General features: G+C 62.5%; 18 protein-coding genes. 8 read left to right on the top strand and 10 right to left on the bottom strand.

Features of this window, described 5'->3' with window-relative positions; all coding sequences use genetic code 11:
• The first annotated feature begins 6 nt into the window (after positions 1-6).
• The 4 genes from ACP7E3_RS09245 (at position 7) to ACP7E3_RS09230 (ending at position 5,086) form a co-directional block, all read left to right on the top strand.
• Positions 7-729, top strand: a complete 723-nt coding sequence (locus ACP7E3_RS09245; protein WP_177029877.1) for a fimbria/pilus chaperone family protein — start codon at positions 7-9, stop codon at positions 727-729.
• Positions 730-853: 124 nt separating this feature from the next.
• Positions 854-3,292 (top strand): fimbria/pilus outer membrane usher protein, encoded by a 2,439-nt coding sequence (locus tag ACP7E3_RS09240; RefSeq protein WP_046384614.1) that lies wholly within the window; start codon positions 854-856, stop codon positions 3,290-3,292.
• A gap of 10 nt (positions 3,293-3,302) precedes the next feature.
• Positions 3,303-4,427, top strand: coding sequence for a DUF1120 domain-containing protein (locus ACP7E3_RS09235; protein WP_426122915.1), 1,125 nt, complete (start codon positions 3,303-3,305; stop codon positions 4,425-4,427).
• Between the two features lie 17 nt (positions 4,428-4,444).
• On the top strand, positions 4,445-5,086 hold the full coding sequence (locus ACP7E3_RS09230) for a DUF1120 domain-containing protein (protein ID WP_108525922.1): 642 nt from the start codon (positions 4,445-4,447) through the stop codon (positions 5,084-5,086).
• Here ACP7E3_RS09230 and ACP7E3_RS09225 read toward each other — a convergent pair.
• Positions 5,083-6,348, bottom strand: a complete 1,266-nt coding sequence (locus ACP7E3_RS09225) for a CynX/NimT family MFS transporter (protein ID WP_046384617.1) — start codon at positions 6,346-6,348, stop codon at positions 5,083-5,085. The two genes, ACP7E3_RS09230 and ACP7E3_RS09225, sit on opposite strands and share 4 nt — an antisense overlap.
• On the bottom strand, positions 6,338-6,997 hold the full coding sequence (locus tag ACP7E3_RS09220) for a FadR/GntR family transcriptional regulator (RefSeq protein WP_017848655.1): 660 nt from the start codon (positions 6,995-6,997) through the stop codon (positions 6,338-6,340). The genes ACP7E3_RS09225 and ACP7E3_RS09220 overlap by 11 nt, the downstream gene beginning before the upstream one ends.
• Before the next feature lie 159 nt (positions 6,998-7,156).
• On the opposite strand from ACP7E3_RS09220, the gene ACP7E3_RS09215 reads away from it, so the two are divergent.
• Entirely contained in the window at positions 7,157-7,468 is a 312-nt protein-coding gene (locus tag ACP7E3_RS09215) for a type II toxin-antitoxin system MqsR family toxin (protein ID WP_057004286.1), read from the top strand.
• Positions 7,465-7,953: a type II toxin-antitoxin system MqsA family antitoxin gene (locus ACP7E3_RS09210; RefSeq protein WP_046384619.1), complete on the top strand. Its 489-nt coding sequence runs from the start codon at positions 7,465-7,467 to the stop codon at positions 7,951-7,953. Before ACP7E3_RS09215 ends, ACP7E3_RS09210 begins: the two co-directional genes overlap by 4 nt.
• Positions 7,954-8,017: 64 nt before the next feature.
• On the opposite strand, the gene ACP7E3_RS09205 is transcribed toward ACP7E3_RS09210, so the two are convergent.
• The 4 genes from ACP7E3_RS09205 to ACP7E3_RS09190 form a co-directional block, all read right to left on the bottom strand.
• Positions 8,018-8,782: an amino acid ABC transporter ATP-binding protein gene (locus ACP7E3_RS09205; protein ID WP_003171943.1), complete on the bottom strand. Its 765-nt coding sequence runs from the start codon at positions 8,780-8,782 to the stop codon at positions 8,018-8,020.
• An 11-nt stretch (positions 8,783-8,793) separates the two neighbouring features.
• On the bottom strand, positions 8,794-9,891 hold the full coding sequence (locus tag ACP7E3_RS09200; protein WP_017848652.1) for an amino acid ABC transporter permease: 1,098 nt from the start codon (positions 9,889-9,891) through the stop codon (positions 8,794-8,796).
• 10 nt (positions 9,892-9,901) lie between these two features.
• Positions 9,902-11,083, bottom strand: a complete 1,182-nt coding sequence (locus ACP7E3_RS09195) for an amino acid ABC transporter permease (protein WP_079442895.1) — start codon at positions 11,081-11,083, stop codon at positions 9,902-9,904.
• A gap of 72 nt (positions 11,084-11,155) precedes the next feature.
• Positions 11,156-12,187 (bottom strand): amino acid ABC transporter substrate-binding protein, encoded by a 1,032-nt coding sequence (locus ACP7E3_RS09190; RefSeq protein ID WP_046384621.1) that lies wholly within the window; start codon positions 12,185-12,187, stop codon positions 11,156-11,158.
• A gap of 345 nt (positions 12,188-12,532) precedes the next feature.
• Between ACP7E3_RS09190 and ACP7E3_RS09185 the strand changes: the two genes are divergently transcribed.
• Together ACP7E3_RS09185 and rhlB are read left to right on the top strand one after the other, a co-directional pair.
• On the top strand, positions 12,533-13,189 hold the full coding sequence (locus tag ACP7E3_RS09185; RefSeq protein ID WP_017848649.1) for an alpha/beta hydrolase: 657 nt from the start codon (positions 12,533-12,535) through the stop codon (positions 13,187-13,189).
• Between the two features lie 96 nt (positions 13,190-13,285).
• Complete coding sequence (gene rhlB / locus ACP7E3_RS09180) at positions 13,286-14,761, top strand: ATP-dependent RNA helicase RhlB (RefSeq protein WP_032804813.1); 1,476 nt, start codon at positions 13,286-13,288, stop codon at positions 14,759-14,761.
• A gap of 147 nt (positions 14,762-14,908) precedes the next feature.
• Here the strand turns inward: rhlB and moaE are convergent, their stop codons facing one another.
• From moaE to ACP7E3_RS09160, 4 genes are all read right to left on the bottom strand, one after another.
• Positions 14,909-15,358, bottom strand: a complete 450-nt coding sequence (gene moaE / locus ACP7E3_RS09175; RefSeq protein ID WP_057004284.1) for a molybdopterin synthase catalytic subunit MoaE — start codon at positions 15,356-15,358, stop codon at positions 14,909-14,911.
• 2 nt (positions 15,359-15,360) lie between these two features.
• Positions 15,361-15,603, bottom strand: coding sequence for a MoaD/ThiS family protein (locus ACP7E3_RS09170; RefSeq protein WP_426122911.1), 243 nt, complete (start codon positions 15,601-15,603; stop codon positions 15,361-15,363).
• Positions 15,600-16,073 carry a cyclic pyranopterin monophosphate synthase MoaC gene (gene moaC / locus ACP7E3_RS09165; RefSeq protein ID WP_046384623.1) on the bottom strand — a complete coding sequence of 158 codons (474 nt, stop codon included), beginning with the start codon at positions 16,071-16,073 and terminating at the stop codon, positions 15,600-15,602. The genes ACP7E3_RS09170 and moaC overlap by 4 nt, the downstream gene beginning before the upstream one ends.
• 146 nt (positions 16,074-16,219) lie before the next feature.
• On the bottom strand, positions 16,220-17,614 hold the full coding sequence (locus ACP7E3_RS09160; protein WP_017848644.1) for a PhoH family protein: 1,395 nt from the start codon (positions 17,612-17,614) through the stop codon (positions 16,220-16,222).
• Positions 17,615-17,662: the final 48 nt, after the last annotated feature.

Below are 17,662 nucleotides of genomic sequence, written 5' to 3'. Positions count from 1 at the left end.
CCTGTTATGAACTCGTTTTTTTCCGTTTGGCGCTGGCTGCCGCGTCTCTGCTGCGTGGCACTGGCCGTCCTCGGTGCAACCGTCGCGCGTGCCGACGGCATGGTCCCGGACACCTCGGTGGTGATCGTCAACGAGGCCGATGGCGAGGCCACGGTCTCGGTCACCAACACCGACACCAAAATGGCCTTGCTGCACGTCACCCTCGAAAACATCCCCGAGGACAGCGACACGCTGCTGTTCGTGACTCCACCCCTGACCCGCGTCGAGGCGTCCAAGAGCCAGTTGGTGCGCTTCATCCTGCAAACCCAGGCGCCGCTGCAAACCCAGCGCCTCAAACGGGTGATTTTCGAGGGCATGCCCGCCCAGCGCGACCCGGCCCAGCTCGGGCGCGCGCAAGTGGGCGTGACCGTGCGGCAGAACCTGCCGGTGATCATTCATCCCAAGGGGCTGGCGCCGAATCGCACGCCGTGGCTGGGCCTGCAATGGACCTTGAAAGCCGACCAGCTCAGCGTCCACAACCCGTCCCCGTATGTGGTGCGCCTGGCCCAGGAGCTGCAACTGCTGCCCGGCAACGTTTCGGCGATGCTGCCGCGCACCTATGTGCTGCCCGGTGAAACGCTGACCGTCACCGCCAGCGGCGCCGGTACCGGTGCCACCAGCGTGCGCCTGCAACCGGCCACGGTGTATGGCTTTGCGGTCGCGCCCCACGACGCGCCCATAAGCCTGTGATGCAACGGCGCCCAGGGACACGACGGCGCCACTATCACGAAGTGGCCACCCACTGAAGGCCACCGGGAAGACCTGACGCGATAGGGAATCACGCCGGGTACTTCCATCATCCGAGTGCATTTGTGTGAACACAGTCATCCATTACCGTGACGGCAAAGCCGTGCCCGGCGTTTCACCGCGCCTGGCATTACTGGTGCTGACGCTCAGTCAGGGGTTGCTGACGAACCTGGCATGGGCAGAGCAGTCGTCGACAGGTTCGTTTGATCCACAGACCCTGCTCCAGCGCGGCATCGATCCCGAACTCGCCAGCCTGCTGATGCAGACCCCGCGTTTTACCCAGGGGCGCCATGCGCTCAACCTGACGGTCAACGGTCAGCGGCGCGGGCGCGTCGATGTCAGCGTGGATCAGCACGGCGCCACATGCTTCGACCCGCCGCTGCTGGACGCCGCGCAGTTGGTGACGCCGTCTTCGGGCCCGGCAGAAGAAAGCAGTTGTTATGCCTTTCTCGAGCAATACCCACAGACCGTGGTCGAGCACGACCCGGCCAACCTGAGCCTGAACCTGGTGGTGCCCACCCAGGCGCTGCGCCCGCTCACCCAGGACATTTCCGGCTATCAGACCGGCGGTTTCGCGGCGCTGCTCAACTACGACGTGACCGGCCTGTACAACCATTACCGCAACGATTCCAGCCGCTTTGGCTCGGCCAATACCGAGGTCGGCTTCAATGCCGGCGACTGGATCGTGCGCAGCCGCCAGGTACAGACCTGGCAGGACAGCCGCTCAAGCACCACCCACCTGGACGCCTACGCCCAGCGCACCTTCGCCAGCCACCAGGCGGTGTTGCAGGCCGGGCAGATCAACCTCTACAACCCGGTGCTCGCGGGTGCGCCAATCACCGGCGTGCAGGTGCTCACCGAACAGGCCCTGCAGGATCAGAACCAGGGCGCGACCATCAACGGCATCGCCAACGGCCCGGCGCAGGTGGAAGTGCGCCAGAACGGCGCGTTGATTCACTCCACAGTGGTGCCCGCCGGCCCGTTCAGCTTGAGCAATGTGCCGCGCCTCAACGGGCGCTCCGACGTCGAAGTCACCGTCAAGGAAAGCACCGGCGAGGAACGGCGCTTTACCGTGCCCGCCGCCATGCTCGGCCTGGGGCTGCCCGCGCCCGGCTACTCGGTGGCGGCCGGGCGGGTGCGCAATATCGGCGACGGCCCGGGCGCCGAACCCTGGGTGCTGAGCGCCGGCTGGAGCGCCGCGCCGCATCCGCAGCTCAGCTTCGGCAGCGGGCTGTTGGCGGCCGCGGATTATCGCTCGGCGGGCCTGAGCCTGGGCCTGTTGCCGCTGCCGGACAGTCAGGTGCAAGTGGCCGTGGTCGCCTCCGAAGCCTCGCGGCGCACCCAGGAACGCGGGGTGCAGACCGACCTGTCGTGGTCGCACAAACTCAGTGAGCGCTGGGCCTTCACGGCAGCCAATTCCTGGCGCACCCAGGGCTACCGCGACCTCACCGAATCAACCTACATCGCCGACACCCGCGAGCAGCAACGCGCGCGTTACCGCGACCAGCAGAGCGCCACCAGCTCGTGGTCGCACCCATGGCTGGGCGCCTTCAGCGCGGGGGTTTCCCGTTCGTCCTCGTTCCAGGGCGACAGCAGCAGCCGCGCCCTCGCCTCCTGGGGTACGCAGGTCGCCGGTATGTCGATTTCCACCACCGCCGAATGGCACATGGGCGGGCGTCGTTACAACGACGACAGCCTGTACCTGACGGTCAGCCTGCCCCTCGGCGAAAGCCGCCGTGGCCGCGCCTGGGTGCGCAATTCCGGCGGCGAGCACCGCACCGGGATGGGGCTCAACGAGCAGATCAACGACCACTTGGCGTATCGCGTCGGCGTCGAACATGACACCCGCGACCGCGAAGTCGAATCGTCCCTGGGCGTGTCGGCCCTGCCGTTCTACAGCCAGTTGGACTTCAACTACACGCGCGCTGACGCCGAACGCTCCAGCTACCAGGGCGGCGCACGCGGCGGGATGGTGCTGCACGCCGACGGGTTGACGTTCTCGCCCTACCCGGTGCGCGACACCTTTGCCGTGCTGGCGGTGGGCGACATGCCCGGGATCAAGGTCAACACCCCCAGCGGCCCGGTGTGGACCGACTGGCAAGGCCAGGCCGTGGCGCCTCAGCTCAGCGCTTATGGGCGCAGCCCGCTGGAAGTCCACACCCGTTCGCTGCCGCGCAATGCCGACATCCACAACGGGCTTGCGGTGGTATCGGCAGGCCGCGGCGCGGTGGACCGCATCGAGTTCGGCGTGTCGCTCACCCGGCGTGCGCTGTTGACCCTGGACACCCCGATGCCACGCGGCTCGACCGTGACCACGGAGGACGGCGAGTTCATCACCCTGGTCCAGGAAGGCAACCAAGTGTTCTTGCCCGACGTGCTCGACACCCGCCCGCTATGGATCAAGGCCCCTGACCAGCCGCGCTGCCACTTGCGCTTTGAACTGCCGGCCAAGGCCGACCCCCACGTGTATTTCGAAACCGCACCGGCCCGCTGCCAGCGACCTTGAGGACCCCAATATGAAGCTTCAACACAGCCTGGCAGCCCTGCTGCTGTTCGCCGGCACGGCCCTGGCCGAGGACGACTGCCGCCTGGACCTGAGCGAATCGCGCCTGGATTTTGGCCTGATGAACCGCACCGTCGCATCAGCACCGGCAGCGGAACACCTGCTCGGCGAACGGCGCCTGTCCTTGACCTTGAACTGCCCGCAACCGGGCGACATGAGCCTGTTCTACCGCGCCCTGGCTGCCGGCACCGAGCGCTTGCGCTTGGGCGACGGCGGCAGTTACCGCGTGCAAGTGCATGACGCGGTGCTCGATGGCCACGCGGTGCAACTCGGCTTGCTCGCCGGCCCAGGCCAGGCGCCCGCGCAAATCGGCACGAGCCTGGCCTGGCGCGCCGACCACGGCATCGTCCCGCTGCACAACGGCCAGCCCGCCACCGGGCGCAGTTTTGCCGCGCAACTGCAGGTGAGTGCGTGGGCGCGGGACGAAGCGATCCGCGTGCGCGATGCCGAAACCTGGGAAGCCTCGGCGCAGGTGGACGCGCTCACCTCCGGGCGTTCACGGGAATTGCAGCTGCAAGCGCGCTTCGCACCGACGGCCTGCACGCCCACCCTGGCCAACAACGGCACGGTGGACTTCGGCAAGTTGTCGGTCAGCGACTTGCACCGCGACAAAGACACCGCCCTGCCCGCCCGCGCGCTGAGCCTCACGGTCAGCTGTGACGGCCCGACTCCGTTTGCCCTGGTCATGCACGACAACCGCGCCGGCTCAGCCACCGGCGGCATTGATGAAACCGCCTACGGCCTGGGCCTGGATGCACGCGGGCAGAAAGTCGGCCGTTATTACCTGCTGGTCGACCCGGCCCGGGCCAGCGCCGACAACCTGCCCCAGCTGTATCGCACCGACTCGACCACAGGCGGCGCCGCCTGGAGCAGCGCCAGCGCCAGCGCGATCCCCTTGGGCGCGCGCAGCCTCCTCGGGTTTACCGCCACGGCCGGCAGCACCGAAGGCCCGAATGCCCTGCAAAACCTCAGCGCATTACTCAGCCTGAAAGCCTTCATCGCGCCGCTCGACAGCCTGGACCTGCGCAGCGAAGTGCGGCTCGACGGTTCGGCGACCCTGGAAATCACCTACTTCTAAGCCCCTCGGAGCCTCCCATGATTGCTCGCTACCTGATCCTCGTGCCCCTGTTGTTCAGCCAACCGGCGCAGGCCGCCGCCCCCGTCGACCTTAACGTCAACGGCCGGATCATCCCGGTGTCCTGCGCGCCGAGCCTGTCGGCCAACGGCGTGGTGGATTTCGGCAAGATCGCCCAGCAAGACCTCAACCTCACGACCGGCACGCGGCTGCCGGTCAAGTCCCTGAACCTGACGGTGACCTGCAACGGCCCGGTGCGTTATGCCTTGCGCATGCACGACAACCGCGACGGCTCGGCCCACGTCAACAGCGAGATTTATTACGGGTTGGGCCTGGACAACAGCGCGAACAAGATCGGCGTGTACTCGCTGACGTTCGATCCGCAGCAGACCGTGGTGGGTGGCGTGGCCGAGGTCCACGGCACCGAGTCCACCACCGGCGGCGTGGCCTGGCGCGCGGCCAACCGCAACCCGATCAACATCGGCGCCAAGAGCCTGCTGGGCTTCACCGACACCGCGGGCAGCACCGCCGGCCCCATGGCGATCCAGAACCTGACCAGCACGCTGAGCCTGGAGACGGTGATCAACGCCAAACAGAACCTGGACCTGAGTACCGACATCCTCATGGACGGTTCGGCGACGCTGGAGGTGGAGTACCTTTAGACTTTCTCGCTGCTGACCTCGACGTACCGCGCGCGCCCCGCACCGAGGCCGGCGACGATGGCGCCCAGGCCGATCACCGCGAAGACCCAGCCGGTGGCGGCCCAGCCGCCGGTCCAATCGTGAATCAGGCCCACCGCGAGCGGGCCCAGGGACGCCAGGGTGTAACCGAAGCCCTGGGCCATGCTCGACAGGTTGGCGGCCACGTGGGCATCCCGCGAGCGCAGCACGATCAAGGTCAGCGCCAGGCTGAACGTACCGCCCTGCCCCAGGCCCAGCAGAATCGCCCAGCCCCATAGCCCGTCGAGGGGCGCGTACAGGCAGCCCATCAGCCCGCCGAGGGTCAGCAGCATCACCACCACGATGGCCAGGCGCTGGTCCTTGCCGCGCGTGGCCAGCCAAGGCGCGGTGAGGGCGCTGAGCAGTTGCACGATGATCGAACCGGACAGCGCCAGCCCGGCATCGGTGGCGCTCAGGCCGCGGTCGATGAGGATCGACGGCACCCAGCCGAACACGATGTAGGCCAGGGACGATTGCAGGCCCATGTACAAGGTCACTTGCCAGGCCAGCGGATCGCGCAGCAAGCCCTTCACCCGGTAGGCGACGCGATGCGCGCCGTGCTTCTGCCCGATTTGCGGCAACCAGCACAGCGCGGCCAGCAACGCCGGCACCATCCAGAAGCCCAACCCGATGCTCCAACGGTTGCCGAAGGAGTCGCTCAAGGGCACCGAGGCCCCCGCCGCCAACGCCGCGCCCAGGCACAGCGCCATGGTGTAGACCCCGGTCATCGCGCCCGCCTGCCTGGCGAAGTCGCGCTTGACGATACCGGGCAACAACACGCCGATGATGCCGATGCTGGCCCCGGCGATCAGGCTGCCCACAAACAACCCGACCTCACCGAACGCACTGCGCAGCAGAATACCGCCGGCCAGCGTCAACAAGATCCCCAGCACCACCCGCTCGGCACCGAAGCGCCGCGCAAGGAGCGGCGCCAGCGGCGCGAACAGGCCCAGGCACAGCACCGGCAAGGTGGTCAGCAGACCGGCCCTGGCCGCCGACAAGCCCAGGCTGGCCGAGACCTCACTGAGCAGCGGCGACAGGCTCGACAGCGCCGGGCGCAGGTTCAGCGCCACCAGCACCAGGCCCAGCAGCAACAGCCATGGCCGGCTCGTCGGCGGGGGACTGTGCTGGACTGCATCGTCGTCGGCCTCGGCGTCGATCAGCAATTCTTCCAACTCAGGCGTGCGTGGGGCGTCAGGGTTCATTGATCAACTGCCGGCAAAGGGATTTGGCGCGCTCCGGGTCTTGCTGCGCTACGGCATCAAGCAAGGCGGTGTGCAGGTCGAACACCGCCTGGCGACGCGGCGAGATGTTCAGGGTCTGGCGCAGTTGCGCGCCGATGATGCTGGAAAAGTACCGGTACAACTCGCTCAAGGCCGGGTTGTGCGCCGCGTCCACCAGCCGTTGGTGGAATACCAGATCGGCGCTGATGTAGGCCTCCAGCTCACCGTGATACAGCGCGGCGCTGGCATCAAGCGCCTCGCGCAACCGGTGCAGGTCTTGCTCGGTGCGACGCAGGACGGCCAGACCGATGGCCTCCACTTCCAGGATCTGCCGCGTCTCCTGCGCCTGTTCCAGGCTGCAATGGGATAACGCGCGCATGGCGCCCAGCGGGTCCGTCATCGAACGCAGGTAACTGCCGTCGCCCTGGCGGACCTCGATCAATCCAGAGAATGCCAGCACCCGCATGGCCTCGCGCACGGTATTGCGGCTGATGCCCAGTTCCGCCGCCAGCTCAGGCTCGGTGGGCAGGCGCTCGCCGATGGCCCACGTACCTTGGGTGATGCGCTGGCGCAGCTGCTCGAGGGCTTGGTCGACCAGGGAGCGTTTGATCAGCGGGGAGATGTCTGTCATGAGGTTTGCGCTTTCGTCCAATCATAGGATGAATTTACCTACAGCCTATTCGGACTTGCCTACAAAGGCAACGCACTAGGGTTTTCAGGCAGGGAAACGGAGCAGTATTTTCGATTGTTAAAATTACCCTTAAAGGGTAATTTCAGCCTTAGGTGTCTTATGGAAAAGTACACACCTCATTACGATTTGGCGGTGATAAAGGCGGATGTCATCAGGTTGGGTAGCAGAGCATTCACCGCAAGCGCGCGGGAGGCGGCTCGACAACTTGAGTTGAACATCGGCCAGATGCGACTCGCGGTCTGCGCCCTTGAGAATCGAATGTTGTACACGTCAATGACGACCTATTCAGACCACCGTGTGTGGCAGGACGTCTATCTGATCAAGATTTACGCTACGGAGATTTACATCAAAGTGACTTACCGCCCAGGCGGTGGTCCTCCCGTAATCTCCTTCAAGGAGAAAACCTTATGAAAACCCAACAATGCGTGAGCTGCGGAACCCATGACGCAATGCAGCATTTCGAAGGTCGCAACTTCACGATCAACACACGCGGCATGATCCGGGATATCCCTGATATTGCAGGCTGGGAATGCCAGGCCTGTCACGAGGTCGAGTTCGATTCGGACACCGATAGCGCAGAGCGTTATTCCGATGCCAGCGATAAGTTGTTAATGGATGCCAGGACAATCATCGCCGCCGAAATGAAACGAATTCGCCGCAAATTGCATCTGACGCAGAAAGACGCGGTGAGGCTATTGACCGGCCGCGGCCATAACGCATTTTCCCGCTACGAAAGGGCTGAGATCTTTCCGCCCGCGCCACTGCTCACATTGATGCGTCTACTGGATAAACATCCGCATCTATTGGCCGAAATAGAGGCACTCAATGCCGGCGAAGACCTGAACCATCTGCTGATCGCAAAAGATGCGCAGCTTGCAACTCAAGCGTCCGCGTAAAAACAGCAGGCAAAAATAAACCCGGCCTGGTGCCGGGTTTATCGCTTCAAGCATCAACCATCGATCAATGCAGAATCTGGCTCAAGAACAACTTGGTCCGGTCATTCTGCGGGTTGTCGAAGAAGTCATTCGGCGCCGCCTGTTCCACGATCTCGCCCTTGTCCATGAAGATCACGCGGTTGGCCACGGTACGGGCGAAGCCCATTTCGTGGGTCACGCACAACATGGTCATGCCGTCTTCGGCCAGGCCGATCATGGTGTCGAGCACTTCCTTGACCATTTCCGGGTCGAGGGCCGAGGTCGGTTCGTCGAACAGCATGATTTTCGGTTTCATGCACAGCGCCCGGGCAATCGCCACGCGCTGTTGCTGGCCGCCGGAGAGTTGCCCCGGAAACTTGTGGGCCTGCTCCGGGATACGCACGCGCTCCAGGTAGTGCATGGCGATTTCTTCGGCCTTGCGCTTGGGCATCTTGCGCACCCACATCGGTGCCAGCGTGCAGTTCTGCAGGATGGTCAGGTGCGGGAACAGGTTGAAGTGCTGGAACACCATGCCGACTTCGCGGCGGATCGCTTCGATCTGCTTGAGGTCGTTGGTCAGCTCCACGCCATCGACCACGATGCGGCCCTGCTGGTGTTCTTCCAGGCGGTTGAGGCAGCGGATGGTGGTGGACTTGCCCGAACCCGACGGGCCGCACAGCACGATACGCTCGCCCTGCTTGACGTTGAGGTTGATGTCTTTCAATACGTGGAACTGGCCGTACCACTTGTTCACGCCCTGCATCTGGATAATGCCTTCAGGGCTCACAGGCTGTTTGATCGCTTCGCTCATAACAACAACTCCTAACGCTTGTGGCCTGTGTCGAGCTTATGTTCCAAATGAATGGAATAGCGCGACATACCAAAACAGAAAATCCAGAACACCAGGGCGGCGAACACGTAGCCTTCAGTGGCCATGCCCAACCATTTCGGGTCGGCGGCGGCTTGCTTGACGCTGTTGAGCAGGTCGAACAAACCGATGATGATCACCAGGCTGGTGTCCTTGAACAGCGCGATAAACGTGTTGACGATGCCGGGGATCACCATCTTCAGGGCTTGCGGCAGAATCACCAGGCCCATGCTGCGCCAGTAACCCAGGCCCATCGCCGCGGCCGCTTCGTACTGACCTTTGGGAATCGCCTGCAAGCCACCGCGCACCACTTCCGCCACGTAGGCCGACTGGAACAGGATCACGCCGATCAACGCCCGCAGCAGCTTGTCGATGCCCATGCCTTCGGGCAGGAACAACGGCAGCATCACCGAGGACATGAACAGCACCGTGATCAACGGCACGCCGCGCCAGAATTCGATGAAGGTCACGCAGACCACACGAATCGCCGGCATGTTCGAACGCCGCCCCAGCGCCAGCACAATCCCCAGCGGCAAGGCACCGGCGATGCCGACGGTGGCGATGACCAGGGTCAGCATCAGGCCGCCCCATTGGCTGGTGGCCACGCTGGTCAGGCCGAAAATGCCGCCGCGCAACAGGAAGAAGGCAATGATCGGGTACAACACCAGAAAGCCCAGGCCGTAGATCGCCTTGCGTGGAAAACGCGAGATGAACAACGGCGCCACGCCCACGATGGCCAACCACACGGTCAGGTCTACGCGCCAGCGCAGGTCGCCGGGGTAGTAGCCGTACATGAACTGCCCGAAGCGCTGTTGGATAAACACCCAGCAGGCGCCTTCTTTGGTGCAGTCGGCGCGAGTGGTGCCGACCCAGTTGGCGTCGAGGATCGCCCAGTGCAGGATCGGCGGCACGACTAGGTAGATCAGGTAAAACGCCAACAAGGTCAGCAGGGTGTTGAGCCAGCTGGAAAACAGGTTGGCGCGCATCCATGCCATCGGCCCGAAGACTTTGCTCGGCGGTGGCATATCAGGTTTGAACGTATGCGAACTCATGCTCGTTTCCTCACCGCTCGATCAGCGCAATGCGCTTGTTGTACCAGTTCATCAGCAGGGAAATGCTGATGCTGATCGCCAGGTACACGCTCATGGTGATGGCAATGACTTCGATGGCCTGGCCGGTCTGGTTGAGCACCGTGCCGGCAAACAGCGAAACCATTTCCGGGTAACCGATACCGGCGGCCAACGACGAGTTTTTCGCCAGGTTCAGGTATTGGCTGGTCAGCGGCGGAATGATCACCCGCAGGGCTTGCGGGATGATGACCTTGCGCAGCGTCGGCCCGGGGCGCAGGCCCAGGGAGCGTGCGGCTTCGGTCTGGCCGTGGCTGACGGACTTGATGCCCGAGCGCACGATCTCGGCGATAAACGCCGCGGTGTACACGGTCAGCGCCAGGGTCAGCGCCAACAGTTCAGGGATCAGCACCCAGCCGCCGACGAAGTTGAAGCCTTGCAGCTTGGGCATTTCCCAGTGCAACGGCGCGCCGAAGACCAAGGCGCACAATGCCGGGATCACGATGAACAGCGCCAGACCCGCCCAGAACTTGTGGAAGGGAACGCCGGTCGCTTCAAAGCGCTTGTTGGCCCAGCGGGTCATCAGCACGACGGCCACGATGGCCACGACCACGCTGACCACGAACGGCCAGAACCCGTCGGCGGCCAGCGCGGCCGGCATGTTCAGGCCACGGCTGCTGACGAAGAACGTGTCGCCGAAGTTATGGCTGTTGCGTGGCCCCGGCATGGTCAGGAACACCGCGAAGTACCAGAACAGGATTTGCAGCAACGGCGGGATGTTGCGGAACACTTCCACGTACACCGTCGCCAGCTTGTTGATCATCCAGTTGGGCGACAAGCGGGCCACGCCGATGATGAACCCGAGCAGGGTCGCCAGGACCACGCCGATCACGGTCACCAGCAAGGTATTGAGCAGCCCGATCACAAACACCCGGGCATAGCTGTCCGATTCGGTGTAGTCGATCAGGTGCTGCGCGATGCCGAAGCCGGCACTGCGCTCAAGAAAGTCGAAGCCCGAGGTAATGCCCCGGTGTTGAAGGTTGGTCTGGGTATTGTTGAAGAGGTACCAGCCCAGCGAGACCACCGCCACAATCGTGATGATCTGGAAGAGCCACGCACGCACTTTGGGATCGCTGAAGCTGAGCTTCTGCTTTGGTGCGCCGATTTTATTTTGCATGAAGTGCCCCGGAAAGAATGGAACAGAACATCACCCGGCGGTTGGCCCACCGGGTGATAGAACCATCAGCGATCAGCGCACAGGGGGTGCGTATTGAATGCCGCCGTTGTTCCACAGCGCGTTCAGGCCACGGTCGATTTCCAGTGGCGTGCTCTTGCCGAGGTTTTTCTCGAACACTTCACCGTAGTTGCCGACCTGCTTGACGATCTGTACGACCCAGTCTTTCTTCACTTTCAGGTCTTTGCCGTATTCGCCGTCGGCACCGAGCAGACGCGCAACGTCCGGGTTCTTGGTGGACTTGGCTTCAGCTTCGACGTTTTTGGAAGTGATACCGGCTTCTTCCGCGTTGAGCATGGCGTAGCCAACCCAGCGCACGATGGCCAGCCACTCGTCGTCGCCATTACGCACGACCGGGCCCAGCGGTTCCTTGGAAATGGTTTCCGGCAGAACCACGTAGTCTTTCGGCGAGGCCAACTTGCTGCGCTGGGCGAACAGTTGGGACTTGTCGGAGGTCAGTACGTCGCAACGCCCGGATTCCAGCGACTTGGCGCTTTCGTCGGAGGTGTCGAAGGTGATCGGGGTGTATTTCAGACCGTTGCCACGGAAGTAGTCGGAAACGTTCAGCTCGGTGGTGGTACCGGCCTGGATGCAGATGGTTGCACCGTCCAGTTCCTTGGCACTTTTAACGCCCAGCTTGTTGTTTACCAGAAAGCCGATGCCGTCGTAGTAAGTGATGAAGCCGGGGAATTTCAGGCCCATGCCCGCATCGCGGGAGCTAGTCATGGTGGTGTTACGGGACAGAATGTCGACTTCGCCGGATTGAAGCGCGGTGAAACGCTCCTTGGCGTTCAACTGGCTGAATTTGACCTTGCTCGCGTCGCCGAACACAGCAGCGGCTACCGCGCGGCAGAAGTCAGCGTCGATCCCGAGGATCTTGCCGCTGGCATCCGGTACCGAGAAACCCGGCAAGCCGTCACTCACGCCACATTGCACAAAACCTTTCTTCTGCACGGCGTCCAGGGTGGCGCCGGCTTGGGCGAAACCACTGACACCCAATACAGCGGCCGCGGAAACGATGGCCAGGGTGGATTTCAATACCTTCATTCAAACCTCCAGTTGCTCTTGTTGTGTCGGAGCTAGAACCTCAGCGCACCCTTATGAGGCGATATCGACCCGTGTTGGCTTTTATTAGGGTCAAGCAGCATGAGGCAGTCGCAGTAATTCCAGTTGCTATCCCACAAACGGCAGTCACTGATAGTGTTACCGTCCCAGGAAAGATCTGACATCGACCTACACATAGCAAAGCGCGTACCAGAGTGGCTGCTGAGTCGATTCAGCCCAAGGTCAATGGCAAAAGATTCAACCTTGCGACATTCTCGTAACAGATCAAACTATTGCGCACCGTTCCGTCGCACTCAATCGGAGCGCACGCACATTAATGGAGCAGACATGAGCAACCCCTTGATTCTTCAGCCCACCAAGCCTGCAGACGCCTGCGTAATCTGGCTGCATGGCCTGGGTGCCGATCGCTACGACTTCCAACCGGTGGCCCAAGCGCTGCAGGAAAACCTGCTGACCACCCGCTTCGTCCTGCCTCAAGCACCGACCCGCCCGGTGACCATCAACGGCGGCTATGAGATGCCCAGTTGGTACGACATCAGGGCGATGAGCCCGGCGCGGTCCATCAGCCTGGAAGAGCTGAAAGAGTCGGCCAAAATGGTCACGGATTTGATCAAGGAACAAAAAAGCAGCGGAATAGACGCCTCGCGGATTTTCCTGGCGGGTTTCTCCCAGGGTGGCGCCGTGGTGTACCACACCGCTTTCCATAAATGGCAAGGCGCCTTGGGTGGCGTGATTGCCCTCTCCACTTATGCGCCGACCTTCGACGACGAGCTGGAATTATCCGCCAGTCAACAGCGCATTCCGGTGCTGTGCCTGCATGGCCAGTACGACGAGGTGGTACAGAACGCCATGGGGCGCAGCGCTTACGAGCACTTGAAGACCCGTGGTGTCACCGTGACATGGCAGGAATACCCAATGGGTCACGAAGTGTTACCCGAAGAGATCAGCGATATCGGTACGTGGTTGGCCGAACGACTGCGCTGAACGCCGCCGTTTATTTAGCCACATGACAGACGCACTACGCCGCGCCCGATTCTTGCATTACACTGGCCGGCGTATATTCCTTAACCAATTAATGAGATCACCGTGCTCAAAGCACTCAAGAAGATGTTCGGCAAAAGCGAGGCTGAGCCGCTCGCGCCAGTTCCCAGTGCTCCCGTCCCGACACCCGGCAGCCGCCACGACGGTAAACAGCCTGGCCTGGCCGCGCCTGTGACCGCGCCGAAACCGCTCGAGGTGACGCCAACCGAACCGCCGAAACCGGCCGAAGCCGCTGCGGCAACTGCGCCTGCGCCAAAAGCCGCACGCCGTGAACGCGCGCCCAAGCCGCCCGTCACGCCGTGGAAACTCGAAGATTTCGTCGTCGAACCCCAGGAAGGCAAAACCCGCTTCCACGATTTCAAGCTCGCACCGGAACTGATGCACGCCATCCAGGACCTGGGCTTCCCGTACTGCACACCGATCCAGGCGCAGGTGCTGGGCTTCACCCTGGCCGGCAAAGACGCCATCGGCCGCGCCCAGACCGGCACCGGCAAGACCGCCGCGTTCCTGATCTCGATCATCACCCAACTGCTGCAAACGCCGCCGCCGAAAGAACGCTACATGGGTGAGCCGCGCGCGCTGATCATCGCCCCGACCCGCGAGCTGGTGGTGCAGATCGCCAAGGACGCCGCCGACCTGACCAAGTACACCGGCCTCAACGTCATGACGTTTGTCGGTGGCATGGACTTCGACAAGCAACTCAAGCACCTCGAAGCGCGCCACTGCGACATCCTGGTTGCCACTCCGGGCCGCCTGCTCGACTTCAACCAGCGCGGCGACGTACACCTGGACATGGTCGAAGTGATGGTGCTGGACGAAGCCGACCGCATGCTCGACATGGGTTTTATCCCGCAAGTACGCCAGATCATTCGCCAGACCCCGCCGAAAAACGAGCGCCAGACCCTGCTGTTCTCCGCGACCTTCACCGAAGACGTGATGAACCTCGCCAAGCAGTGGACCACCGAGCCGTCCATCGTCGAGATCGAGGCGCTGAACGTCGCCAGCGAAAACGTCGAGCAACACATCTACGCCGTGGCCGGTGCCGACAAGTACAAGCTGCTCTACAACCTGATCAACGACAACGGTTGGGAGCGCGTGATGGTGTTTGCCAACCGCAAGGACGAAGTGCGCCGTATCGAAGAGCGCCTGGTGCGTGATGGCGTCAACGCCGCGCAACTGTCAGGCGACGTGCCGCAGCACAAGCGCATCAAGACCCTGGAAGGCTTTCGCGAAGGCAAGATCCGCGTGCTGGTGGCCACCGACGTGGCCGGGCGCGGGATTCACATCGACGGCATCAGCCATGTGATCAACTTCACCCTGCCCGAAATGCCCGACGACTACGTACACCGTATTGGCCGCACCGGCCGTGCCGGGGCAGCGGGCGTGTCGATCAGCTTTGCCGGGGAGGATGACTCGTATCAGTTGCCGTCGATCGAGACGCTGCTGGGCCGCAAGATCAGCTGCGAGACACCGCCGACGCACTTGCTCCGGGCTGTAGAACGCAAACGCCCGTAAGCTCAAATGCGGTCAAACATGTGGGAGGGGGCTTGCCCCCGATAGCGGAGTGTCAGTCGCAGAACTTGCCAACTGACCCACTGCTATCGGGGGCAAGCCCCCTCCCACATTTGATTTCAGCTGATTTTGAGGGATGTGTTCGGCTGGCTACTTCCAGCGATCCGCTGCGGCGTGGTCGCTATCGCGCCCGTCCACCCAACGCGCACCTTCGCTGGTGCTTTCTTTCTTCCAGAACGGCGCACGGGTCTTCAGGTAGTCCATCACAAACGCGCAGGCATCAAACGCAGCCTGGCGATGCGCGCTAGCAGCGGCGACGAAGACGATGGGCTCGCCCGGTTCCAGCGCGCCGATGCGGTGCAGCACTTCCAGCTTGAGCAGCGGCCAGCGTTGTTCGGCTTCCACGGCGATCTTGGCCAGGGCCTTTTCGGTCATGCCGGGGTAATGCTCCAGGAACATCCCCGCCACGTCGTGGCCGTCATTGAAGTCGCGGACATAGCCGACAAAACTCACCACCGCGCCGACGCCGACATTGGCGGCGTGCATCGCGTTGACTTCGACGCCGGGGTCAAACGGCGCGGGCTGCACACGGATGGCCATGCTCAGCCTCCGGTCACGGGTGGGAAGAAGGCGACTTCATCACCGGCTTCGAGCGGCTCGTCGACGCTGCACATTTCCTGATTGCGCGCGCACATCAAGCTGGTCTCGTTGAGCACGTCAAAGCCCGGATCGCCAACCAATGCCTGGCGCACGGCCTCGACGGTGGCGAAGTCGCCTTCCATCTCCAGGGAATCCAGGCCGATCGTTTCGCCGTAGCGGGCAAAAAACAGTACGTTGATGCTCATGCCTGGTCCGCCTTGAAATGCCCGCTTTTACCGCCGAGCTTTTCCAGCAGGCGGATGTTTTCGATGGTCATGCCGCGGTCCACGGCCTTGCACATGTCGTAGATGGTCAACGCAGCGACACTGGCGGCCGTCAGCGCTTCCATCTCTACGCCGGTCTGGCCCGAGAGTTTGCAGCGCGCCACGATGTGCACGGAGTCTATGCCCTCGGCGCTCAGTTCGACCTTGACGCCGGTCAACATCAGCGGATGGCACAAGGGGATCAAATCACTGGTTTTTTTCGCCGCCTGGATCCCGGCGATACGGGCCACGGCAAACACATCGCCCTTGGGATGGGCACCATCGACAATCATTTTCAGTGTCTCGGGCAGCATACGCACCCGCGCTTCAGCCACCGCCTCTCGGAACGTCACGGACTTGTCGGTGACGTCGACCATATGGGCGCGACCTTGGGAATCGAGATGAGTCAGCACAGGGATACTCCTGATCAGGAGCGTCGATTGTAAACCCAGTAGGAGCGAGCTTGCTCGCGAAAAACCAAAGAACAACGCGGGGCTCCAGAGACCCGCGTTATCGTAGACACTCTTCGCGAGCAAGCTCGCTCCTACATGGACCGCGTTTACAAGTGAGATTCGGCGTATTCGGCCAGGATCGAACGTGGAACTCCCTGCAGCGCGATATGCACGCCGTTCGGGAAGTCTTTGAAGCGTTCCGTCAGGTAAGTCAGCCCGGAGCTGGTCGCGGACAGGTAAGGGGTGTCGATCTGCGCCAGGTTGCCCAGGCACACCACTTTGGAACCGGCGCCGGCACGGGTGATGATGGTTTTCATCTGGTGCGGCGTGAGGTTCTGGCACTCATCGATCAAAATCAGGCTCTGCTGGAAGCTGCGACCTCGGATGTAATTGAGGGATTTGAACTGCAACGGCACTTTGCTGAGGATGTAGTCGACGCTGCCATGGGTGTTTTCGTCATCCATGTGCAAAGCTTCGAGGTTGTCGGTGATCGCCCCCAGCCACGGCTCCATTTTTTCCGCTTCGGTGCCGGGCAGGAAACCGATTTCCTGGTCCAGGCCCTGCACGCTGCGGGTGGCGATGATGCGGCGATAGCGTTTGGTCACCATGGTCTGTTCGATGGCGGCCGCCAGAGCCAGGATGGTTTTGCCCGAGCCGGCGGCACCGGTCAGGTTGACCAGGTGGATGTCCGGGTCGAGCAGCGCATACAGCGCCAGGCTCTGGTAGATATCACGCGGTTTCAGGCCCCAGGCTTCCTGGTGCAACAGGGGTTCCTGATGCAGGTCGAGGATCAGCAGCCTGTCGACCTGGATCTCTTTGATCCAGCCCACGAAGCCCTGTTCGTCGATGATGAACTCGTTGACGTGTACCGCCGGCAGGTTGTCGATCAGTTGCACCTGGTGCCAGGTGCGACCGTGGTCCTGACGGGTTTCGACCTTGCTGACGCGGTCCCAGAACGAGCCGGTCATGGTGTGATAACCACGGGACAGCATCGACACGTCGTCGACCAGTTGGTCGGTACTGTAGTCCTCGGCAGCGATCCCACACGCTCGTGCCTTGAGGCGCATATTGATGTCTTTGGTCACCAGCACCACGCGCATGTCCTTGTCACGAGCGTGCAGGTCGATCAATTGGTTGATGATTTTGTTGTCGTTGAGGTTTTCCGGCAGCAGGCTGTTGGGCTCGCTGCGCTTGCTCATCAAAATCGACAACAAACCCTTGGGCCCGCTTTTGCCGCGCTGGATCGGCACGCCGACTTCGACGTCCTCGGGTGACGCTTCACCCAGGGTTTTGTCGATCAGGCGGATGGCCTGGCGACATTCGGCGGCCACGCTGTGATGCCCGCTTTTGAGTTTGTCGAGTTCCTCCAACACGATCATCGGGATGGCGACGTGGTGTTCTTCGAAGTTAAGCAGAGCGTTCGGATCGTGGATCAGTACGTTGGTATCAAGCACATAAAGGATTGGCTGGTCGGAAGAAGGGTTACGTCCATGATCATCCATACTCGGTCACCTTTGTGGGAGCCAGTCGACGCAATACCACAACAGTGC

This window comes from Pseudomonas sp. PSPC2-3 (genome assembly GCF_049898265.1).
GTDB classification, from domain to species: Bacteria; Pseudomonadota; Gammaproteobacteria; order Pseudomonadales; family Pseudomonadaceae; genus Aquipseudomonas; species Aquipseudomonas veronii.
The sequence above is the reverse complement of the archived record's forward strand: the minus strand, read 5'-3'. Positions and strand labels throughout refer to the sequence as shown.

Bases quoted from the DNA above. Each gene is read 5' to 3' on its own strand.
- ACP7E3_RS09160 (WP_017848644.1), bottom strand. From the start codon at position 17,614: ATGGATGATCATGGACGTAACCCTTCTTCCGACCAGCCAATCCTTTAT.
- ACP7E3_RS09190 (WP_046384621.1), bottom strand. From the start codon at position 12,187: ATGAAGGTATTGAAATCCACCCTGGCCATCGTTTCCGCGGCCGCTGTA.
- ACP7E3_RS09210 (WP_046384619.1), top strand. From the start codon at position 7,465: ATGAAAACCCAACAATGCGTGAGCTGCGGAACCCATGACGCAATGCAG.
- ACP7E3_RS09235 (WP_426122915.1), top strand. From the start codon at position 3,303: ATGAAGCTTCAACACAGCCTGGCAGCCCTGCTGCTGTTCGCCGGCACG.
- ACP7E3_RS09220 (WP_017848655.1), bottom strand. From the start codon at position 6,997: ATGACAGACATCTCCCCGCTGATCAAACGCTCCCTGGTCGACCAAGCC.
- ACP7E3_RS09195 (WP_079442895.1), bottom strand. From the start codon at position 11,083: ATGCAAAATAAAATCGGCGCACCAAAGCAGAAGCTCAGCTTCAGCGAT.
- ACP7E3_RS09170 (WP_426122911.1), bottom strand. From the start codon at position 15,603: ATGAGCATCAACGTACTGTTTTTTGCCCGCTACGGCGAAACGATCGGC.
- ACP7E3_RS09245 (WP_177029877.1), top strand. From the start codon at position 7: ATGAACTCGTTTTTTTCCGTTTGGCGCTGGCTGCCGCGTCTCTGCTGC.
- ACP7E3_RS09205 (WP_003171943.1), bottom strand. From the start codon at position 8,782: ATGAGCGAAGCGATCAAACAGCCTGTGAGCCCTGAAGGCATTATCCAG.
- ACP7E3_RS09200 (WP_017848652.1), bottom strand. From the start codon at position 9,891: ATGAGTTCGCATACGTTCAAACCTGATATGCCACCGCCGAGCAAAGTC.
- ACP7E3_RS09225 (WP_046384617.1), bottom strand. From the start codon at position 6,348: ATGAACCCTGACGCCCCACGCACGCCTGAGTTGGAAGAATTGCTGATC.
- ACP7E3_RS09185 (WP_017848649.1), top strand. From the start codon at position 12,533: ATGAGCAACCCCTTGATTCTTCAGCCCACCAAGCCTGCAGACGCCTGC.
- ACP7E3_RS09230 (WP_108525922.1), top strand. From the start codon at position 4,445: ATGATTGCTCGCTACCTGATCCTCGTGCCCCTGTTGTTCAGCCAACCG.
- ACP7E3_RS09215 (WP_057004286.1), top strand. From the start codon at position 7,157: ATGGAAAAGTACACACCTCATTACGATTTGGCGGTGATAAAGGCGGAT.
- moaE (WP_057004284.1), bottom strand. From the start codon at position 15,358: ATGGCCATCCGTGTGCAGCCCGCGCCGTTTGACCCCGGCGTCGAAGTC.